We start from the raw sequence: 19,077 nt of genomic DNA on the forward strand, positions 1-19,077 counted from the left end.
GTTCAGCTCCTCGTCGGTGCGGTCGCGGGGTCGCGGATCGCCATCCGCAGCTCGCTGAAGTAGCGCCGGCCGGCCGCGTCCGGCACCCACGCCTGCTCGGGCCCCGGCAGCATCTCGGACACCGTCAGCGGCACCCCGGCGCCGCCGGCACGCGACGCGGCGCGGACCATCGCCACGAACGCGGCCACGTACGCGGGGCTGGTGAAGTCGACGTAGACCGGTTTGACCTCGGTGCCGACGCGCACGAACACCTGCTCGGGCAGGCCGAGCCGGTCCCGCCAGCGGCGTACGGCGAGGTAGCGGGCGGCCTCGTCGGGCAGGTCGGCGGCGCGGGCGCAGTCGGCGACGGTGGTGCGCCAGGTCTGCCGGTGCACGACCAGGCGGCCGATGCTCACCCGGGGGGTGTACGCCCCGTCGGCGGCGACCTTGAACGCGTTGACCGCCCGCGACGACAGGAACGGGCCGAACAGCTCCAGCAGCGGCCAGGACCGCCCGTCCGGGGCGTGACCGGTCAGCTCACCGTCCACGAGCGACACCGTGACCGCGGCCAGCGGCAGCACCTGCCCCAGATCGGGCACGGGCGCGGGGGTGTACGCGAGCCGGACGTCGCCCGGCCCGTCGAGGGTGAACGCGATCCGGGCCGTGAACTCGGGGAAGTCCGCCGGGTAGAGCAGCAGCGTCCGGTCGCCCAGGTCGCGGTGCAGCGCGGCGCGCAGCGCACCGGGGTCGGGGTGGAAGCGGGTGAGGGTGCCGCTGTCGTTGGTGAGCCAGGAGACGTGCAGCTCGCCGAGGACCAGGGTGAATTCGCCGTCGGCCAGGGCCTGCGCGTTCGGCGCGCACAGGTGCAGGTCGGGGCTGTGCAGGCGGGCCGCGGTCCAGCCGGGCGCGGCCGCGCCGAACAGCCGCGCGACCGCGGCGCGCACCTCGGCCGGGTCGAGGGTGATCGGGCCGTCGGCCGCGGCGGTCAGCCCGAGCAGCTGCGACCAGCGGGTGGTGAAGTCGGCGAGCACGCCGGCGACCGGCCCCTGCCCGAACAGGACCCCGAGGGCGGCGTCGAACAGGTCGCCCAGCATGACGGGTCCGTCGGCGGCGGCGTCGTCGTACAGCTCCCGCAGCGCCTCGGTGAACGCGCCGGCCATCGCGGCGGTCAGCCAGCGGGCGGCCTCCAGCAGCGGCACGAGGGTGTCGGCGAGCATGCTCAGCAGCGGCTCGCCGAAGGCGACGTCCAAATCGCGCAGCGTCTCCTCGTAGGCCAGGCCGCGTCCGGCGTACGTGGCGCCGGGGCGGTGCAGCACGTCTCCGCCGGTCACCGCGACGAACTCGTCCTGCAGCCGCAGCAGGGCGGCCCGTACCGCGTCGGCGTCACCGGCCGCGTCGGCGAGCACGTCGCGAGCGGCGAGCAGCCGGGCCAGCCCGGACAGCGCCTCGTCGCGCAGTGCCGGTTCGGCGATCGCGACCAGGCGGCGTTCCAGTTCGGACTCGGCGAGCACGGTCAGCGGCAGCTCGACGCCCCAGCGCAGCAGGTCCTGCTCGGCGAGCTGCTCCAGTGCGAGGAGCGCGTCCGATGTGCTGCGCAGGCCCGTACGCGGCTCGGCCAGGGCGAGCGCCGCCACCTCCTGGGCGCTGCGCACGCCGTCGCACGCGCCGAGCAGGACGGCGTGCGCCGGGGACAGCCGCCGGGCGGGCAGTCCCGCCTGCAGCAGGTCGTCGCCGCGCAGCGCGAGCTGGGGCTGCCGGGTCACGGGCAGCCAGGGCCGGAACCTCGGGTCGGCGGCGAGCCGGTCGGCGTACGCGGCCAGGACCCGGCGTTCGAGGTCCACGACCCGGGCCCGGACGAGGTCGGGGCCGGCCTCGACGCGGGCGGTGAAGTCGTCGGCGGTCAGCGACGCCCAGCAGACGGGGCCGAAGAAGCCGATGGTGTCGTTCTTGGCGCAGTAGCGCTGCCAGTAGCGGGTCACCAGGATCTCGCGCGGGCGGTGGCGCGAGTTGCGGTTCGCGTCCGGGCCCGCGCGCAGCAGCCCGTCGAGGGCTTCGACGGCGTTCAGGCTCTGCCAGGTCACCGCCTCGCAGAACAGCGGATCGGCGGCGATGCCGTGCAGGCGCGCGGTCATCCGCCGGGTCGCGGCCGTGAACGCCACGTCGAACGGGGCGCGATCGGCTCCGGTGGCCAGGAACGCGTCAGCCTCCTTCGCGCATTCGGGCGCGGCGAGCAGGTCGAGGCCGGTCGCGGGGAAACCGGGCGCGCGCAGCACGGCCGAGCGCCACGCGTGCCAGCCGGTGTCGCCGAGCGGCACGAGCCCGTCCGGCTCGGCCGGGCCGGTGCTGCTCCGTGACGCCGAGCCGAGTCTGCCGGTGTCACGCATGCCCGGCCGCCACGGGCTCGATCCAGTGCCGCCGCCGCTGGAACACGCGGCCCGAGACAGGCTGCCGGGGCTCCGCCGGGCCGGAGCCTTCCGGGGCCTGGCTGACGAGCACGTGGGCGTTGGTGCCGCCCAGCCCGAACGAGCTGACCCCGGCGCGCCGCGGGCCGGGCCAGTCGCGCGTCTCGGCGCTGACGGTGAACGGCGTCGCCGCCAGGTCCACATCGGGGTGCGGGCCGCGGAAGTGCAGCGTCGGCGGGATCCTGCCGTCGCGAACGGCGAGCACCGTCTTGATCAGGCCGAGCACTCCGGCGGCGGCGTCGAGGTTGCCGGTGTTGGGTTTCATCGAGCCGAGCACGCTCTGTCCCGGCCGCGCGCCCGACGCCCGGAACGCGCGGGTCAGCGCCTCGATCTCGATCGCGTCGCCGACCGGGGTGCCGCTGCCGTGGCCCTCCACGAATCCGACGCCGCCCGCGTCCCAGTCGGCGGCGGCCAGCGCCTCGGCCACCACGGCCGCCTGCCCGGCCACGCCCGGCACGCTGAAGCCGGCGCGGGCCGCGCCGTCGTTGGTGACCGCCCAGCCGGCCAGCACCCCGTGCACGCGGTCGCCGTCGGCGAGCGCGTCGGCGAGGCGTTTGAGCACCACGGCGCCGCCGCCGTTGCCGAAGACCTGGCCGGTGGCGTCCGCGTCGTACGGGCGGCACACCCCGTCCGCGGCCCACGTGCCGCCGGGCCGGTGGCGGTAGCCGAGCTGCCCGGTCGACACGACCGCCGACCCGCCCGCTATCGCGACGTCGCACCGGAAGTCGAGCAGGCTCTGCGCCGCCTGGCACACCGCGACCAGCGACGACGAGCAGGCCGTCTGCACGGCCACGGCCGGCCCGGTCAGGTTCAGCGCGTACGCGACCCGGGTGGGCAGGTAGTCGGCGGTGCCGCCGGCCAGAGCGTCGTCCCAGTCGTCGGGCAGCGGACCGGCCGTGTTCACGGCCGGGTTGCCGAGCAGGTGGTGGCGCAGGTAGCGGTTCACGCCGCAGCCCGCGAACACGCCGGTCTGCGCCCGCGTACGCGCCGGGTCGAGCCCGGCGTCCTCCAGCGCGCGCCAGGCCGTCTCCAGGAAGATCCGGTGCTGCGGGTCCAGCAGCGCCGCGTCGGTGTCGGAGTAGCCGAACAGCCCCGCGTCGAAGTCCTCCAGCCCGTCCAGCCGCCCGAACGCGGGCACGTACGAGCCGTCCACGGGCAGGCCGGCGGCGGCGAGTTCGGCGGGGGTCGACCGGTGGACCGCGTCGACGCCGTCGAGCAGGTTGCGCCACAGGGCCGTCACGTCCGGCGCGCCGGGTGCCCGGCAGGCCATACCCACGACCGCGATCAGGTCGTCGTCGCTCATGACGGCGTCTCCACCCGCTCGGCGGAGCCCTGCCGGGCGGCGCGGCGGCGGCGCATGCGGTCCGCGACACGGCCCTCCCCGGTGTCAGCCGGAAGCCGGTTCCCGGGGCGCGCGGCGCGCAGATGGGTGGCGAGGCCGGCGACGGTCGGGAACTCCAGGAGCCGGAGCATCGAGATCCGCTCGCCGAGCGCGTCCTGCAGCCGCTCCTGGACCAGCGCCAGCAGCAGCGAGTGCCCGCCCAGGTCGAAGAACGCGGTGTGCCGGTCCACCTCGGCCACGCCGAGGGCGTCGCACCAGGCCGCCGCGATCACCTGTTCCAGCAGGTCGGGCTGCGCGGCGGCCGGGCCACCGCTGCGCTGTGCCGGGATCGCCGGGGACGGGTCGGGCAGCGCCCGGGGGTCGAGCTTTCCGGTGTCGCCCATCGGCAGCGCGTCCAGCACGACCACGGCACGCGGCACCATGTAGTCGGGCAGCAGCTCGGCCAGCGCCGCCCGCAACCCGTGCGGGTCCACGGACGCGCCGGCGGCGGGAACGGCGTACGCGATGATCTCTTTGGCTGACGGGCCGGTGCCGTGCGTGGTGGCGCGGGCGACGACGGCGGCCTGGCCGACGCCGGGCAGCGCGGCGAGCCGGGATTCGACCTCGCCCAGCTCGACCCGGTAGCCGCGGATCTTGACAAGGCGGTCGGCGCGGCCGAGGAAGATGAGCCGCCCGTCCGGCAGCCGCCGCGCGACGTCGCCGGTCCAGTACGCGCGCGTGCCGCGGTAGTCCCGGAACCGGCTCGCGGTCAGCTCGGGCTGCCCGTGGTAGCCGAGCGCCACGTGCACGCAGCGGACCACGACCTCGCCGGTCAGGCAGACCGGCCGCCCTGCGGCGTCCACGAGCACCACGTCGATGCCGTCGAGCGGGTGCCCGATCGGCACCACCGCGTGGTCGAGCACGGCGTCCGGGCCGAGGTGGTGCTGCGCCGCGAAGCTGATCTCCGTGGTGCCGTACCCGTTGACGAACACGGCCCGGTCGGCGAAGTGGCGGCGGCACAGTTCCACGTCGTGCCGGGTGACCTCCTCGCCGCCGAGCAGCACCGCGCGCACGCTCGGCAGCCGCCCGCCCTCGCCGAGGCCCGCGAGCAGGTAGCGGTAGACGGTCGGGGTGGAGTGATAGATCGTCACGCCGTGCCGGTCGATGGTCCGGGCGAGGTGGCCGAGGCCGTGCGCGCGGATGTCGGACGGCACCGCGGCCGCCCCGGACAGGATCGCGCCGAACAGGTCGGTGACCGCCATGTCGTACCCGAACGAGGTCAGCACGCTGGTCCGGTCCGCGGGGGTGATCGCGAAGTTGCGGATGTGGTTGCCGACCCCGAACAGCACGTTGCGGTGGCTCTGCACCACGGCCTTGGGCGCGCCGGTCGAGCCGGACGTGTAGAGCAGGTACGCCGGATCGTCCGGCACCGCCGGCCCGGCCAGGGCCGCCACCAGCTCGTCGAGGTCCCGGGGCGGCGTGTGCGCGCTGATGTGGACCGTCGTCAGGTCCGGCCGGCCCGCCTCGGCGGCGATGCGCCGGGCGAGGTCGGCGTGCACGGCGTCGACGAGCAGCACGTCGGCGTCGCTGTCGGCGAGGATGTGGGCGAGCCGCCCGGCCGGGAAGCTCGGCTCCAGCGGCACGTACGCCCGGCCGCCCGCCAGCGCGGCGAGCAGCCCCACGACCGTGGTCGCACCGTGCCGGCACAGCAGCGCCGTCCGGCCACCACGAGCGTCACCGGTCGCGGCCCGGACCGCCGCAGCCGTGGCCGCCACCGCCGACCCGAGCTGCCGGTACGTCAGCTCCCCGTCGTCGGCTAGCACCGCGAACCGGTCCGGATGCCTCGCCACCTGCGCCGCGAACGCGGTGCTGATCGTGTCCGCGCCGGGCTCCCACGCGGTCGGCTCCTGCCGCGGCCCGCCGTGCAGCGCGGCCCGCTCCCCCGGCCGGACGCGCTCGTACGCGGACTCCGGCAGCAGGTCCGCGGTGGACCGGCCAGGCTCGGCAGCCATGTCGGCCAGCAGCGTCGCCAGGTCCGCGGCGAACGGCACGGCCAGCTCGTCCGGGCAGCCGAGCACGACCAGCGCGCCGCCCGCACCGGGCAGGACGGCCAGGTCGTCGAACTGCTCACCCGCAGCGGATCCCGCCGGCAGGTCACGGATCTGCTCGCCTGCCTCGGGCGACGGCGACAGGCTGACCAGGTCGAGCACCGAGCCGTCGGCGGTCAGGTCGAAGTGGACGACGCCGTCCGGGCAGCGCACCGGCTGCGCGGCGCGGCCGGTGTAGCGGCGGGCCAGCAGTGCGACGGCAGCGCGGGCGGCCCGGTCGGCGGTGACACCGCAGGCTCTCGCCAGGTCGTGCACCGCCGCCGGGGGCAGGACGATCGACATCAGCGGCCGCCCAGGACCGCCGCCGCGATCTCCTCCACCGTGGACACCTCGGCATCCGGCTCGCACACCGCGTAGTCGTCGTCGCGGTAGCTGCCCGAGCCGTGCACGACGATCTCCCGGCCGGCGGGCACCAGCCCTCGGTCGATGGCGTTGAGCACGCCGGTCAGCGCCATGACGATGGACCACTCGCGCAGGTCGGCGGGGTCGGCGGGCAGCTCGCAGGGGGTGTTGCGCAGCCAGTCGCGCAGCTGCGGGTAGCGGGCGACGCACTCGTGCCGCGACACCGTGATGCCGTCGCCGCCGTACCGCTTGATGAGGTCGTTCATGGCGGGCGAGGTGACCGGCTGGTGCGTGTAGAAGGTCGGGTCGAGCACCTCGCCGAGGTCGTCGGCCACGGCCGGGAAGTGCGGGTCGGCGTCCTGCGCCCACAGGCCCGTCGCGGCGTCCCTGCGGTATGCGGGCAGCCCGTCCCGCGAGAACGAGCCGGTGCGCAGGTTGAGCACCATGTCCGGGGTGCCCAGGTGCTGCACCAGCAGGAAGCCGGGCCGCGGCGAGCCGTCGGCGCGGCCGGAGTCCTCCAGCACGTCCCGGCCGAGGTTGTAGCCGAGCAGGCCGAACGCGCTGGACACGGCGTGGGCGTGCCAGCGCGGGGCGGCGGCGATCGCCGGGGCCGCGTCCAGCTCGAACGCGGCGCGGGCCGCGTCGGCGACGAGGTAGTTCGGCAGGGCCAGGGAGAACCACAGCGTGGTGCCGTGCCTGTCGTACGCCTGCTGCGCGTACGCGTCGACGAAGGCGCGGCCGAGCGCCTTGACCCCCTCGGGCTCAGCGCCCCCGAAGCGCAGCAGCGGGTTCGCGGCCCGCAGCGCGGGGTCGGCCGACAGCGCGTCGCGGCGGAACTTGTGCCGGGTCGACGCGGGCGCGAGCACGACGACGCGCAGCTGCTCGGGGGTGACCAGCTTCGCGGCGATGGCGCGGCTGACCGCGTCGCGCAACGCGATGCCCTTGTTCGCCGAGGTGGGGGTGAAGATGCAGATCGGCTCGCCGGTGCGCCGGATGTGCTCCACGGCGCGGGCGACGATGAGCATGGACGGGAACGTCTTGGTGGTGTGCGTGCCGGGATTGCCGGTCAGGTCCATGAACTGCACGCCGTGGCCGCCGTGCGCGCCCAGCTCCCGCCAGGTGGCGTTGGCGGCGGCGAAGAACTGCCGCACGTCGTCGGACAGGTCCGGCAGGTCGAACCCGGGCGCGAAGCCCGCCGTGCCCGCCGGACCGCCGGGGCCGGCGGCCAGCCGGGCGACGGCGGCCGTGATGACCTGGTAGTAGTCGACGATGAGGTTGCGGGTCACCGGGGCGGTCGCTGTCGTGAGCACCCTTGCTCCTTTTGGGTCGGCGATGGGTTCGGTTCAGATGAGGGCCGGGCTGGGGCTCGTGGCCCGCAGCCGTCGGCGCAGTACGCGGAACAGGTCCTGCACCGCGTCGTAGTCGGTGGCGTCCCAGCCGTGCGCCAGCTCGGGCAGGTGGGGCTCCAGGGCGGCCACCGCGGCGGGCAGGTGCCGGACCCGGCCGCCGCCGAGTTCGATGCCGTCGCGGCGGCCGGCGCGCACGTTCCACTCGATCGCCTCCGCCGGGCTCAGGCCCGGCAGGTTCAGCGCGAGCCCGCCGCCGGTCAGCCGCACCGGGTAGCCGCCGGGCAGGCCGAGCGGTCCGGGCAGGCTGGTGTGCACCTCCGCGCCCGACAGCAGGTCGGTGAGCAGCCGTGCGCCGGCGTGCCCGGCGATCGCGTTGAGCTGCTGCCGGGGCAGTGCCCGGTCGGGCGCGAGCAGCGCCGTCACCCCGGGCACCGGCCGGCCGTCGCGCCAGGCGAGCACGTCGTCGCCCGGGTCGTCGGGGGCGTCCAGGTGCGCGTGGTGGCCGAGCACGGCGAGCCGACGCTGGTCGGGCAGCCCCAGCGCGGCCTGCAGGCAGGCCGCCAGCGTGGCGACGTTGCCGACGCCGCACAGCACCGGCAGCCCCATCGCGGCCAGCAGCGGGTTGACCGCGTCCGGGAAGCAGGCGTTGATCAGCGCGGTGTGCGGGCTGGCCGTGGTGATCGCGCGGGCCAGCCGCACCACGACGGTGGCCTGCAACGGCAGCGTCACCCCGAATCCGGCCTGCGCGACCAGCCGCGTCCACGGCGAGGGCCGCCCCACCTTCTCGTACGGCGACTGCGCGGACGCGCAGCACACCAGGTACGTCGGCTGGAGCCGGGCCAGGGTGGCGGCCTCGTCGCCGAGCCGCTCCCCGGTGAAGCTGATCGCCGTGCCCGCGACCGCGGCCCGGGCCCGGCAGTGGCGGGCGATGGCCGACACCGCGTCGGGGTTGCGGGCGAGCACGGTGACCTCGATCGGGGCCGCGTTCAGCGCGCCGTGCGGTGGTGCGAGCGCGGCCAGCGACTCGCAGATCGAGGTCGCCAGCGAGCCGCTGCCGACGATGGCGATGTGGTGCCGGTTCGACATGGCTCAGGCGGCGGGATCGCTGTGCACGGAGGAGATGCGGTTGGCCTCGTCGACGAAGACGACCTTCGGCTTGCTGTCGCGCGCCTCGTCGTCGGACATCATCGCGTACGCCGCGATGATGACCAGGTCGCCGGGGTGGACCAGGTGCGCGGCGGCGCCGTTGACGCAGACCACGCCGCTGCCCCGCTCGCCCTCGATGACGTAGGTCTCGAGCCTGGCCCCGTTGGTGACGTCCAGGACGTGGATCAGTTCACCGGGCAGCAGGTCGGCGGCGTCCATCAGATCGGGGTCGAGGGTGAGCGAGCCGACGTAGTGCAGCTCCGCCTGCGTGACCGTGGCCCGGTGGACTTTGGACTTGAGCATGGTGCGGTACATATTCCGCGCAGCCTCCGATGACACGACATGTCCGAGTGGGGTTCGACAGCGAGGGCCCGGGGCCTTCGCGGAAGCCATTCTCACATGGAAATACGCGAGCGGATAGTTGCTGTCACAGATATGCCACAGCGCCCTCTATCGCGCCACCACACCCCGGTTTTCCAGGTATTTCTCGCGCAACAACCGCTTGTCGATCTTGCCGAGCGCGGTCAGTGGTAGGCGATCCACGAAGTCCACCGCCTGCGGCGCCCATAGTGAATTGAGGCGCTCCACACACCATTGCCGCAATTCGTCGATGTCGACCGAGACGTCCGGATGGAGTTGCACCACCGCGTGCACCGCCTCGCCGAGCCGCTCGTCCGGCACCCCGATCACCGCGGCCGCGCTCACCGCCGGATGGGCGTTGAGCACGTCCTCGACCGAGCGGGAGTACACGTTGGACGACGTCAACCCGGTGACGATCATGTCCTTTGCCCGGTCCACGAGGTACAGGTACCCGTGCTCGTCCAGGTAGCCGACGTCGCCGGTGCACAGCCAGCCGTCGACCAGCGTCTGCGCGGTCAGCTCGGGCTGCCCCCAGTAGCCGGACGTCATCAGCCGCGCCGACGCCCACACCTGCCCCACCTCGCCCGCGGCCGCGGGCCGGCCCGCGTCGTCGCGGATCTCCACCCGGGACGGCGGCAGCGGCCTGCCGCACGAGGCCAGCCGCTCGGGGAACGCCGGATCGTGCTGCGCCGCCGGGTACGCGGCGAGCAGCGTCGCCTCGCTCATCCCGTACGCGACGAGCACGACCGGGCCGAAGCGCTCCATCGCCTGCGCCAGCCGGGACGGGGCGATCGCGCTGCCCGCGCACGACAGCATGGCCAGGCTGCCGGTGTCGGTCGCGGCCAGGTCCGGATGGTCGAGCACCTGGCACAGCATCGGCGGCGGCAACGTCGCCACGGTGATCCGTTCCCGCTGCACGGTGGCCAGGAAGCGCCCGGCGTCGAAGCCGTCGTGCTGCACCAGCAGCCCTCCGCTGAACAGCGTGATCAGCCCCGCGGCCTGCTGGCTGGAGTGCCAGAACCCGGCCACCGCGAGCTGCCGCAGCCGCGGCCCGCCCGCGTCGAGCTGCCGCTGCGCCGCGGCGAGCACGTTGGCGAAGAAGTCGTGCCGGTGGTGCACCAGCTTCGGTAGGCCCGTCGTGCCGCCGGTCTGGAACAGCGACTGCGGCTCGGTGTGACCGACCGGCGGCAGCGCGTCCGCCGCCGACCCGCACACGTCAGGGCCGACCCCACCCGCGCCGATACACAGCACGGGCAGGTGCGGAGCCTGGGCGGCCAGGGCGGCGCCGGGCTCGGCGTGGGTGCGGGCGTCGTAGACGAACCCGTCCACCTCGGCCAGCGCAAGATACCGGGCGCTGAGCGAGGGCGGGGCGTTCGGGGCGATCCAGACCGACCGGCAGCCGAGCAGGTGCAGCGCGAGTTGCGCGTACACGGCCTCGGGCTGGTTGCCCGCGAGCACCGCGATCGCCGAACCCGGCCGCACGCCGTGCCCCAGCAGCGCCTGCGCCATGCCGAGCACGGCGGCGCGCAGCTGCGGGTACGTGATCCGCCGGTCGCCGTGCACGATCGCCTCGGCCTCGCCGTGCCCGGCGAACAGCTCCAGCCCGCGCCGGACGTAGTTGCCCTCAGCCGCCATGGCACGCGACGGTGAGCGTGTCGTGCCCACGCAGGATCAGCGGCTTGGCCACGTTGCCCGGCTGCTGCGCCAGCGCCAGCTTCGGGAACCGCTCGAACAGCGCCGGGAACGCGACCTGCCCCTCCAGGCGGCTCAGCGCCGCGCCGAGGCAGTAGTGCGGGCCGAAGCCGAAGCTCAGCGACCCCGGATCGGGCCGGGCCGGGTCGAACGCGTCCGGGTCGGTGAACCGCGCCGGGTCCCGGTTCGCCGCCCCGATCATGACCAGCACCGCCTGGCCGGCCGGGCAGGGCACGCCCTCGATCTCGGCGTCCTCCGGCGCGTACCGCACCAGGATCTGCACCGGCGGCTCGAAGCGCAGCATCTCGTCGACGTACGAGCCGACGTTGTGCGCGTTCAGCTCCGCGCGCAGCTGCGGGCGCTCCAGCAGCATGGTCAGGCCGTTGCCGAGCAGGTGGGTCGTCGTCACGAACCCGGCGTTGAACGTCGTGATCAGGTTCGCGACCAGCGCGTCGTCACTCAGGTCCGTGGCGGCCAGCAGGCTGACCAGGTCGTCGCGCGGCTCGCTGCGGCGCTTGCCCACCAGGTCGGTGAAGTACGCCGACAGCTCCCGGGCCGCGGTGTCGGCGCGGACCATGTTGCGCCAGTTCGCGCCGTCGAGTTCGAGGATCGCCCCGATCGCCAGCACCCGCGGCCGGAACCAGGCCAGGTCCTCCTGCGGCACGCCCAGCAGCTCGGCCATCACGCTGCTGGGCAGCAGGTAGGCGAACTCGCCCATGAACTCGACCGGGCCGTCGGCGGCCAGCTGCGCCAGCCGGTCGAGCAGGCGCTCGGTCAGGCCGGTGACCGCGTGCTCCAGCGCGGACACCCGCCGCGCGGTGAACGCCCGGCCGATGATCTGCCGTACGCCGTCGTGGGCGGGGCCGTCGGTGAAGAACATCGAGTCGCGCAGCACCCGCAGCGCGGGATGCCGCCGCCACTGCGGGGTGTGCAGGTCCAGGTAGGCCGCGTCGAGCTGGCGGAACCGCGGGTCCTTGAGCACCTGGGCAACCGCGTCGAAGCCGTGCACCGCCACGGCGAAGCCCTGCGCGCCGCCGTCCACGGGCACGGCGACGCCTTCGTGGTGCAGGCGCGCGTAGAGGGCCGGCGGATCCACACGTCCCTCTTCGGAGAGCAGTGCATTGAGATCCATGAGCACGTTCCTACCACACCACGGAACCCGCCGGTATGCCGTCGTGCCTGCCCCGCAACGGATCCACGGCCCTGGCATGCGCCCGCGCGAACCGCTGCCGGGAACCGGACAGCGGCACCGGTTCACCGCCGCGGGGTCACCAGCGGGAGTTGAACCGTACGTCGTGGCGGGTGGCGTCGGGCGCGGCGAACGCGAGCAGCCGCTCGCCCTCCTCGGTCAGCTCCTGCACGTCCTTCGTCGGGATCTGGAACAGGGGCCGCACGACCAGCGTCGCCGCCCCCTTCTTCCTGGTGATCGACCAGATCGCCTGGACGAACCCGTCGACCAGCACCGTGCCGGGCACGACCCCGGGCACCGCGAACACGTCACGCCGGTCCCGGTCGTCCATGATCCGGAAGGTGTCGTCGTACGCGTGCAGCATCGCGTCGAAGTCGGCGAGGTAGCGGGCGGGCGCGGGGGTGTCCGGGTCCGGCAGCGGGGCGCCGGGCAGGTCGAGCAGCTCGGCCCCGTCCTCGTCCCGGTAGGCCACCAGCCGGTCGCCGAGCCGGTCGGCTACCTCGCCCAGCCCGCCGAGCCCCGACCAGGCCTGCACGTCGCGCACCGTCGCCGGCCCGAACGCGGCCAGATACCGCAGCACGAGGTCGTCCACGGTGGCCGCCGGCCCGTCTGCGGCACCGAGCCAGTGCTCGACGGTGGTGTACGCAGGCTGCCCGACCGCGCCCCACAGCCCGTGCGGCGGCACCGGCACCAGCGGCAGCCCGGCCCGCGCCGCCGCCCCGAGCGCGGCCGGATCGGCGTCGGGCCAGCGCCCGGCGAGTTCCGCGCCCAGTTCCTTCACGGTGTACGGCCGCTGCTCGGCCAGCGTCCGCGCCGCCGCGACGATCTCGGCGAGGTCCGCCCCGCGCAGCCGCTCCCGGATCGCGCCGGGCAGGTGCCGTTCCTGCACGCCCTGCAACAGCGGCCGCAGGGCGCGGGCGTCGCGGGCGCTGACCAGGTGCGGCGTGGCCTGCATCAGGCCCAGCCGCACGGCCGCCCGGGAGGTCAGCAGATCCGACAGGTCGTCGACGCGGAACTCCCGCAGCCGCGTCCACAGCCCGAGGTAGGGCGGGTTCGGCGCCTGGGCGGGCAGACCGGCCAGGTGCTCGATCGCCGCCAGCGGGGTGAGCGGCGAGCGCTCCAGCAGCAGCTGCCGCGCGAGCAGGGCACGGTTGAGATCGCGGCGGGTCAGCATGGGTGGATCATTTCACGCCGTCCCGCCCCGACCCGCATGAGCAGGCGCACGGCACCGGTTCACCCGGCTCCCGGGGCACGCCCCGCACCTGCCGCGCTTTCCATCGACGTTGGCCTATCACATCGAATCCGGCGCACGTTTTTTCGATGACATAGGCCAACGTCCATCAAACCTGGCGCGCGCGGTCGGCCCGCGTCGCCCAGTGCCGCTCGCCACTGCCCTGAACCGAGATCCGCACCCACCCGTACGAACGGTCGAGGAAGGTGCTTCAGGAAAGCGGCATCCACGCCCGATGCGCCGTACCGGCGCGATCCAGACGGACGGCAATGACGCCCATGACCTCAAGCCTCGGCCTCTGCACATCGGAAACACGACCGAAGGGACCTCGATGCGAAAGACATCGCGGGTGATGGCGCGTCTGGCTGTCGCCACCGTCGCCGCCGCCTCCGTGCTGGCGTCAGCGGCTCCGGCTCCGGCTCAGGCCGCGGCCTCAAGTCTCACCTGGAAGAGTGACGAGGTTTCCGTCGACGACAATCCCGGAACCGGGTCCAGCTGGGGCTGGGTCTGGAACGGAAGCAACGACGGGTGGGACGCAGGACTGCACGTCAAGTTCACCGACGGCTCGTACGCAGACGTCACCGCAACGACGCTCTACGGGTCCGACTCTGCCGCCTGGTGGCAGAACAGGAAAGTCGAGTGGTACCAGGCATGCAAGTTCAGTGACAACGTGCGGTACCACTGCTCCATGGTCAAATACGCGTGACCGGCCAGGTTTGCCGATGGCTTTGTCCCGCCATCGGCAAACCTGGTTTGAGCTACGTTCCTGCTGGTGGAGTCCAGCGCGGTTCAGCACTGGTGGTCCCATGCGGCGTAGCCGGGCAGGCGGCCCGCCGCCGGTCGCCACGACGCCCAGACGCGGTCGGACACCGGCCCGGCGTCGACGAAGCCCTCGGTCGCGCACCAGTCCCGCATGGTCTGCTCGCCGAGCAGTGTGACCAGGCCGGAGGTCTGGGTGGCCTGTGCCCGCAGCGCGACCAGCTTGCGGTCGGCGAGCGCGTCGCCGAAGGGCACGGTCAGGCTCAGCGCGGCGGCGGGCACCGCGTGCGGCAGCCCGTCGGCGAGGAAGACGTCGATCCGGTCGTACACGTCCTGCCAGCGGGCAAGGAACTCATACGTGAGGACCGGGTGCAGCAGCCGGGCGTTCGGGGCGGCCCGCTTCCGGGCGGCCGTGGCCCAGCGGGACACCGCCTGGTGGTCGGCGTGCCCGGTGAAGCCGTCGGGCCCGAACGTGACGATGGTGTCGGGCCGCACCTGATCCACGATCGCGGCGAGCCGGTCCACGACGGCCTCCCCCTGCTCGGCGCAGCCGCCGTCGGGCAGGCCGAGCACGTGGTGCTCGGTCACGCCGAGCACGGCCAGCGAGGCGCGCAGCTCGTGGGCGCGTACCGCGGCCAGGCGCGCGGGCGGCCAGCGCACCGGGTCGCCGGTGCCGTGCTCGCCGAGCGTCGCGGTCACGCAGACCACCCGCTGCCCGGCGTCGCGGGCCGTGGCCATGAGCCCGGCGGACAGGTATACCTCGTCGTCGGGATGTGCCCAGATCCCGAGGATGGTGCCGAGCGCGGACACGGACATGACGGCTCCTCATGGGAAACGGGCCCGGTCACGTGGACCGGGCCCGGGTCGTGTTCAGACAGTGATCTCGTACAGGTTGTTGAACGGGTTGCCGATCTCGACCTTGGTGACCGAGCCGAAGCCCGCCCGCGTGCACAGTTCCCGCGCGGTGTGCTCGTTGAACCCGCACGTGCCCAGGCCCGCGCCGTGCTGGGCCAGGGACGTGGTCAGGCAGTACAGGATGCTGATGCCGTAGAAGTAGGCGCCCAGCGGTCCGGCGTTGTCGGGCAGGTGGTGGCTGGCATTGATGTCGACGCACACGTAGTGCCCGGCCGGGCGCAGCGCGCCGCGGATCGCCTTCAGCACCGCCGCCGGCTCGACCAGGTCGTGGATCACGTCGAACGTGGTCACGACGTCGTACTCGCCGGGGATCCCCGCGGCGGCGTCGCAGACCTCGAACCGCACCCGGTCGGCGACCCCGGCCTCCACCGCGGCGGCACGGGCCGCGGCGATCGACTCGGGGTGCACGTCGAACCCGACGTACCGCCCGGCGGGGAAGGCGCGGGCGAGGCCGATCAGGGCCCGGCCCCGGCCGCAGCCGACGTCGGCGACCTGCGCGCCCAGCGCCAGCTTCGCGTACACCTGCGGCATCGCGGGCACCCACACCTGCGTCAGCAGGTGGTCGAAGCTGCCCGCGGTGAACCGCTCCAGCCCTTGCCACCAGTCCTCGCCGTACGCCGCCAGCGGCACCCCGCCGCCGACGCGGAACGCCTCGGTCACCTGGCCGAGCACCCCGGTCAGCCCGTACAGAGCCTGGTGCAGGCCGCCGAAGTAGACCGGGCTGTCCGCGGCCAGCACGGGCACGTGCTCGGCCGGCAGCGTGAACCGCCCGGTGGACTCGTCGTAGGTCAGGTACCCGTGCGAGGCCATGGACGACAGCCACTCCCGGACGTAGCGCTCGCCGGTGCCGGTGCGGGCGGCCAGCTCGGCGCTGGTCACCGGGTCCGAGTGGGCCAGCGCCCGCCACAGGCCCAGCCGGTCGCCGAGCATCGCCATGGTGGTGACCATCCAGGCGCTGGTGTCGCCCGTGACCCGGCCCGCGAACTCCTCGACGGCCGCCGCGGACGCCTCGACGGTGATCTCTGCGGTGGTCATGATCCTTACGCCTCCTATAGTGAGGGGTTGTGACGGTGGAACCGACAACTCCGATGCTGGCGGCGACACCTTGCAGCGCTCTTGCAGCCGACTTGCGGCGGGCGGGGCCGCGGTGCTGACGTTCGGCGTGCTCGGGCCGCTGCTGGTCCGGTCCGGCGAACGCAACCTGGCCATCGGCAGCCGGACGCAGCGGCTGCTGCTCACGGCGCTGCTCGCGCAGGCGGGCTCGGTGGTGTCCGCCGACCGGCTGGTGGAGATCCTGTGGGGTGACGACGCGCCCGCGACGGCGGTGCCGTCCCTGCACACGTACGTGTCCCGGCTGCGCGCGCTGCTGCACGCCGACGGCGAGGCGGCGCTGTCGACCCGGCCGCCCGGCTACCTGCTGCAGGTCACACCCGCGCAGACCGATGTCGGCCGGTTCGAGGTCCTCGTCGGCGAGGCCGGCCGGGTCTTCCCGGGCGACCCGGCGGCGGCGCTGGCACATCTGGACGAGGCCCTGGCACTGTGGCGCGGTACGGCGTACGCCGAGTTCGCCGACGAGGACTTCGCCCGGCCGGAGGCTTCCCGGCTGGCCGAGCTGCGGCTGGGCGCGGTCGAGCAGCGCTTCGAGGCCGGGCTGGCCCTGGGCCACCACGCCGAGCTGGTCGGCGCGCTCGGGGCGTACACCGAGGAGCAGCCGCTGCGCGAGCGGCCCTGCGGCCAGCTCATGCTCGCCCTGTACCGGTGCGGCCGCCAGGCCGAGGCGCTCGCGGCGTTCCGGGCCTTCCGGCAGCGCCTCGACGACGAACTCGCCGTCGAACCGTCAGCGGCACTGCGAGCCCTGGAGACGGCGATCCTGCGCCAGGACCCGGACCTCGACCCACGCCCGATCACCGGCACGTCACCAGGCACTCGGCCGCCCGACGCGGCAGAGACCGGCATGGGGCGCGGCGGGGCAGGAGTGGACGGGCCGGGCGGAACAGCGGCGGCCGCGCCGGAACAGGGAACGGTTCCGGAGGAGACGTCCAGTTTCATCGGCCGCGAGGACGAGCTGACCGCGATCCAGGTCGCCTTGGACACGAACCGGCTGGTCACGCTCACCGGACCCGGCGGCGTCGGCAAGACCCGGCTCGCCGTCCAGACCGCGGCCGGGGCACAGGGGTACCCCGACGGTGTGCGCTGGTGCGAGCTGGGCACGATCACGGACCCGGCCGCAGTCGGCCATGCCGTCGCCGCGGCGATCGGGGCCCGCCAGCAGCCCGGCTCGGACATCACCGAGTCGGTGCGCGCCTACCTGGCCACCCGGTCGCTGCTGCTGGTCGTCGACAACTGCGAGCACGTGCTCGACGCCGCCGCCGCGCTGCTCACCGCCCTGCTGCGCAGCTGCCCCCGGCTGACCGTGCTGGCCACCAGCCGTACCCCGCTCGGCGTGGCGGGCGAGCAGATCCAGCCGATCGCGCCGCTGCCCGTGCCCGGCGACGACACCGACCCGGCCGGTTCGGCATCCGTGCTGCTGTTCGCCGACCGGGCCCGCGCGGTGCGGCCGGGGCTCGACCTGACCGGGCCGAACCTCGACCACGTGGCGCAGGTCTGCCGCCGGCTCGACGGGCTGCCGCTGGCCATCGAACTCGCCGCCGCCCGGATGCGCGCGCTCAACCCCGCCGACCTCGCCGACCGGCTCGGCGACGGCCTGAGACTGCTGGCGGCCCGGTCCATGGCCGTCGAGCGGCACCGCACCCTGCGGGCTGTCGTCGACTGGTCGTACGCCCTGCTCAGCCCCGCCGAGCAGCGGCTGTTCGACCGGCTGTCGGTGTTCGCGGGCGGGTTCACCCTCGCCGCCGCCGAGCAGGTGTGCGGCGAACCCGACCTCGTCGACACCCTCGCCGCGCTGGTCGACGGTTCGCTGGTCACCGCCGGGGCGAGCGCCGGGCAGGTGCGCTACGGGATGCTGGCGACGCTGCGGGCGTACGCCGCGGAGAAGCTCGCCGAGCGGGGCGAGGCGCAGGCGCTGCACGACACGCACGCCGCATACTTCGCCGCGACCGCCGAGCGGTTCGGCGCGACCATGCGCGGCCCCGACGAGGGCCGGTGCGTGGCCGTGCTCGACGCCGACATGGCCAACCTGCGCGCCGCGCACCGGTGGGCCGTCGAGCGGCGCGACACCGGCCTGGCCATGCGCATCTCGGCCGGGCTGTACCACTACGTCGTCTACCGGTTCCACGACGAGGTCGTGTCCTGGGGCGAGACCGTGCTCGGCCTGCCCGGCGCCGCAGCCCATCCGCTGTACCCGGTCGTCTGCGGCGCGGTCGGCGAAGGTTTCACGCTGCGCGGCGACCAGCGCCGGGCGCTCGCTGTCGCCGAGTCCGCCCTCGCCGGGGCCGCCGACCCGCAGGGCGCGCCGTGCCTGCCGGTGTTGAAGGTGCTCGCGGCGGTCGCGCTGTACGAGGGCCGCCTGGACGACTGCAGCCGCTGGGCGCAGGAGCAGACCCGGCTCGCCCGCGTGCACGGCGACGCGTGGCGCGAGGGCGAGGGCCTGCTGTTCCACGGGCTGGCGCGTACGTACGCCGGTGACGTGGCCGCCGGGCTGACGATCGCGCAGGAGAACCTGCGGGTGACGACCCGGCTGGGCAATCCGAGCCTGCTCGCGTGGGCGAAGTACTGCCAGGCCGAGGCCTTGTGCGGTGGCGATCCGGCGCGGGCTCGGCGGCTGTACGCCGAAGCGGTCGCGCTCGCCGACTCCGTGGCCGGGACGTTCACGGCGACCATCGCGCAGGTCGGGCTGGCCGCGCTGCTGGCCCGGTCGGGCGAGGACGCCGCCGCGCTGAGCGCCTTCCGGCAGTGCGTCGACCGGTGGCACCGCCTGCAGGTGTGGCACCACCAGTGGACGACGCTGCGCAACCTGGTGCCGCTGCTGGTGCGGGTCGGCGCGGGCGAGGCCGCCGCGACGCTGCTCGGCGCGCTCGACGCCGCCGACACAGCCGCGTACGGCTCCGACGCCGCCAGCCTCGCCACGGCGGCCGCCGACCTCACCGCGACGCTCGGCGTCACCGCCTACACCGAAGCCGTCGACGCCGGCGCGGCGCTCGGTCCCGACGGGACCGTCGCGTTCGCTCTCTCCGCGGTGGACACGGCACTCTCCCAGGCACCACACTCCGGATCTAGATGATTTGTCGTCGTCCCAGCGACAACAGATCGTCTAGATCCACTCCT

13 protein-coding genes are annotated in these 19,077 nt (G+C 74.4%); 2 read left to right on the forward strand and 11 right to left on the reverse strand.

Annotated features, from left to right (window positions below; all coding sequences use genetic code 11):
* Window positions 1–2 precede the first annotated feature (2 nt).
* The 9 genes from Cco03nite_RS04225 to Cco03nite_RS04265 all read right to left on the reverse strand — a co-directional run bounded on the left by Cco03nite_RS04225 (window position 3) and on the right by Cco03nite_RS04265 (window position 13,122).
* Window positions 3–2,363, reverse strand: a complete 2,361-nt coding sequence (locus Cco03nite_RS04225; RefSeq protein ID WP_203688718.1) for a lantibiotic dehydratase — start codon at window positions 2,361–2,363, stop codon at window positions 3–5.
* Window positions 2,356–3,744, reverse strand: coding sequence for a beta-ketoacyl [acyl carrier protein] synthase domain-containing protein (locus Cco03nite_RS04230; RefSeq protein ID WP_203688719.1), 1,389 nt, complete (start codon window positions 3,742–3,744; stop codon window positions 2,356–2,358). The genes Cco03nite_RS04225 and Cco03nite_RS04230 overlap by 8 nt, the downstream gene beginning before the upstream one ends.
* Window positions 3,741–6,152 (reverse strand): non-ribosomal peptide synthetase, encoded by a 2,412-nt coding sequence (locus Cco03nite_RS04235; protein ID WP_203688720.1) that lies wholly within the window; start codon window positions 6,150–6,152, stop codon window positions 3,741–3,743. The genes Cco03nite_RS04230 and Cco03nite_RS04235 overlap by 4 nt, the downstream gene beginning before the upstream one ends.
* Window positions 6,152–7,522 (reverse strand): DUF6002 family protein, encoded by a 1,371-nt coding sequence (locus Cco03nite_RS04240; protein WP_203688721.1) that lies wholly within the window; start codon window positions 7,520–7,522, stop codon window positions 6,152–6,154. Before Cco03nite_RS04240 ends, Cco03nite_RS04235 begins: the two co-directional genes overlap by 1 nt.
* 33 nt (window positions 7,523–7,555) lie before the next feature.
* Window positions 7,556–8,647, reverse strand: coding sequence for a potassium transporter TrkA (locus Cco03nite_RS04245; RefSeq protein WP_203688722.1), 1,092 nt, complete (start codon window positions 8,645–8,647; stop codon window positions 7,556–7,558).
* Window positions 8,648–8,650: 3 nt separating this feature from the next.
* Window positions 8,651–9,022 (reverse strand): aspartate 1-decarboxylase, encoded by a 372-nt coding sequence (gene panD, locus Cco03nite_RS04250; RefSeq protein ID WP_203688723.1) that lies wholly within the window; start codon window positions 9,020–9,022, stop codon window positions 8,651–8,653.
* Between the two features lie 135 nt (window positions 9,023–9,157).
* Window positions 9,158–10,702: an AMP-binding protein gene (locus Cco03nite_RS04255; protein ID WP_203688724.1), complete on the reverse strand. Its 1,545-nt coding sequence runs from the start codon at window positions 10,700–10,702 to the stop codon at window positions 9,158–9,160.
* Complete coding sequence (locus Cco03nite_RS04260; RefSeq protein WP_239167096.1) at window positions 10,692–11,891, reverse strand: cytochrome P450; 1,200 nt, start codon at window positions 11,889–11,891, stop codon at window positions 10,692–10,694. Before Cco03nite_RS04260 ends, Cco03nite_RS04255 begins: the two co-directional genes overlap by 11 nt.
* Before the next feature lie 136 nt (window positions 11,892–12,027).
* Window positions 12,028–13,122 (reverse strand): winged helix DNA-binding domain-containing protein, encoded by a 1,095-nt coding sequence (locus tag Cco03nite_RS04265; RefSeq protein WP_203688726.1) that lies wholly within the window; start codon window positions 13,120–13,122, stop codon window positions 12,028–12,030.
* Window positions 13,123–13,414: 292 nt separating this feature from the next.
* Here Cco03nite_RS04265 and Cco03nite_RS04270 point away from each other — a divergent pair, with 292 nt between their 5' ends.
* Window positions 13,415–13,885, forward strand: a complete 471-nt coding sequence (locus tag Cco03nite_RS04270; protein WP_203688727.1) for a hypothetical protein — start codon at window positions 13,415–13,417, stop codon at window positions 13,883–13,885.
* Window positions 13,886–13,968: 83 nt separating this feature from the next.
* Here Cco03nite_RS04270 and Cco03nite_RS04275 read toward each other — a convergent pair whose 3' ends face one another.
* Window positions 13,969–14,754 (reverse strand): PIG-L deacetylase family protein, encoded by a 786-nt coding sequence (locus tag Cco03nite_RS04275; protein ID WP_203688728.1) that lies wholly within the window; start codon window positions 14,752–14,754, stop codon window positions 13,969–13,971.
* Between the two features lie 54 nt (window positions 14,755–14,808).
* Window positions 14,809–15,888, reverse strand: coding sequence for a class I SAM-dependent methyltransferase (locus tag Cco03nite_RS04280; protein ID WP_203688729.1), 1,080 nt, complete (start codon window positions 15,886–15,888; stop codon window positions 14,809–14,811).
* 112 nt (window positions 15,889–16,000) lie between these two features.
* Between Cco03nite_RS04280 and Cco03nite_RS04285 the strand changes: the two genes are divergently transcribed.
* Window positions 16,001–19,033, forward strand: coding sequence for an AfsR/SARP family transcriptional regulator (locus tag Cco03nite_RS04285; RefSeq protein ID WP_203688730.1), 3,033 nt, complete (start codon window positions 16,001–16,003; stop codon window positions 19,031–19,033).
* Window positions 19,034–19,077 lie beyond the last annotated feature (44 nt).

The organism is Catellatospora coxensis, from assembly GCF_016862635.1.
Lineage (GTDB): Bacteria > Actinomycetota > Actinomycetes > Mycobacteriales > Micromonosporaceae > Catellatospora > Catellatospora coxensis.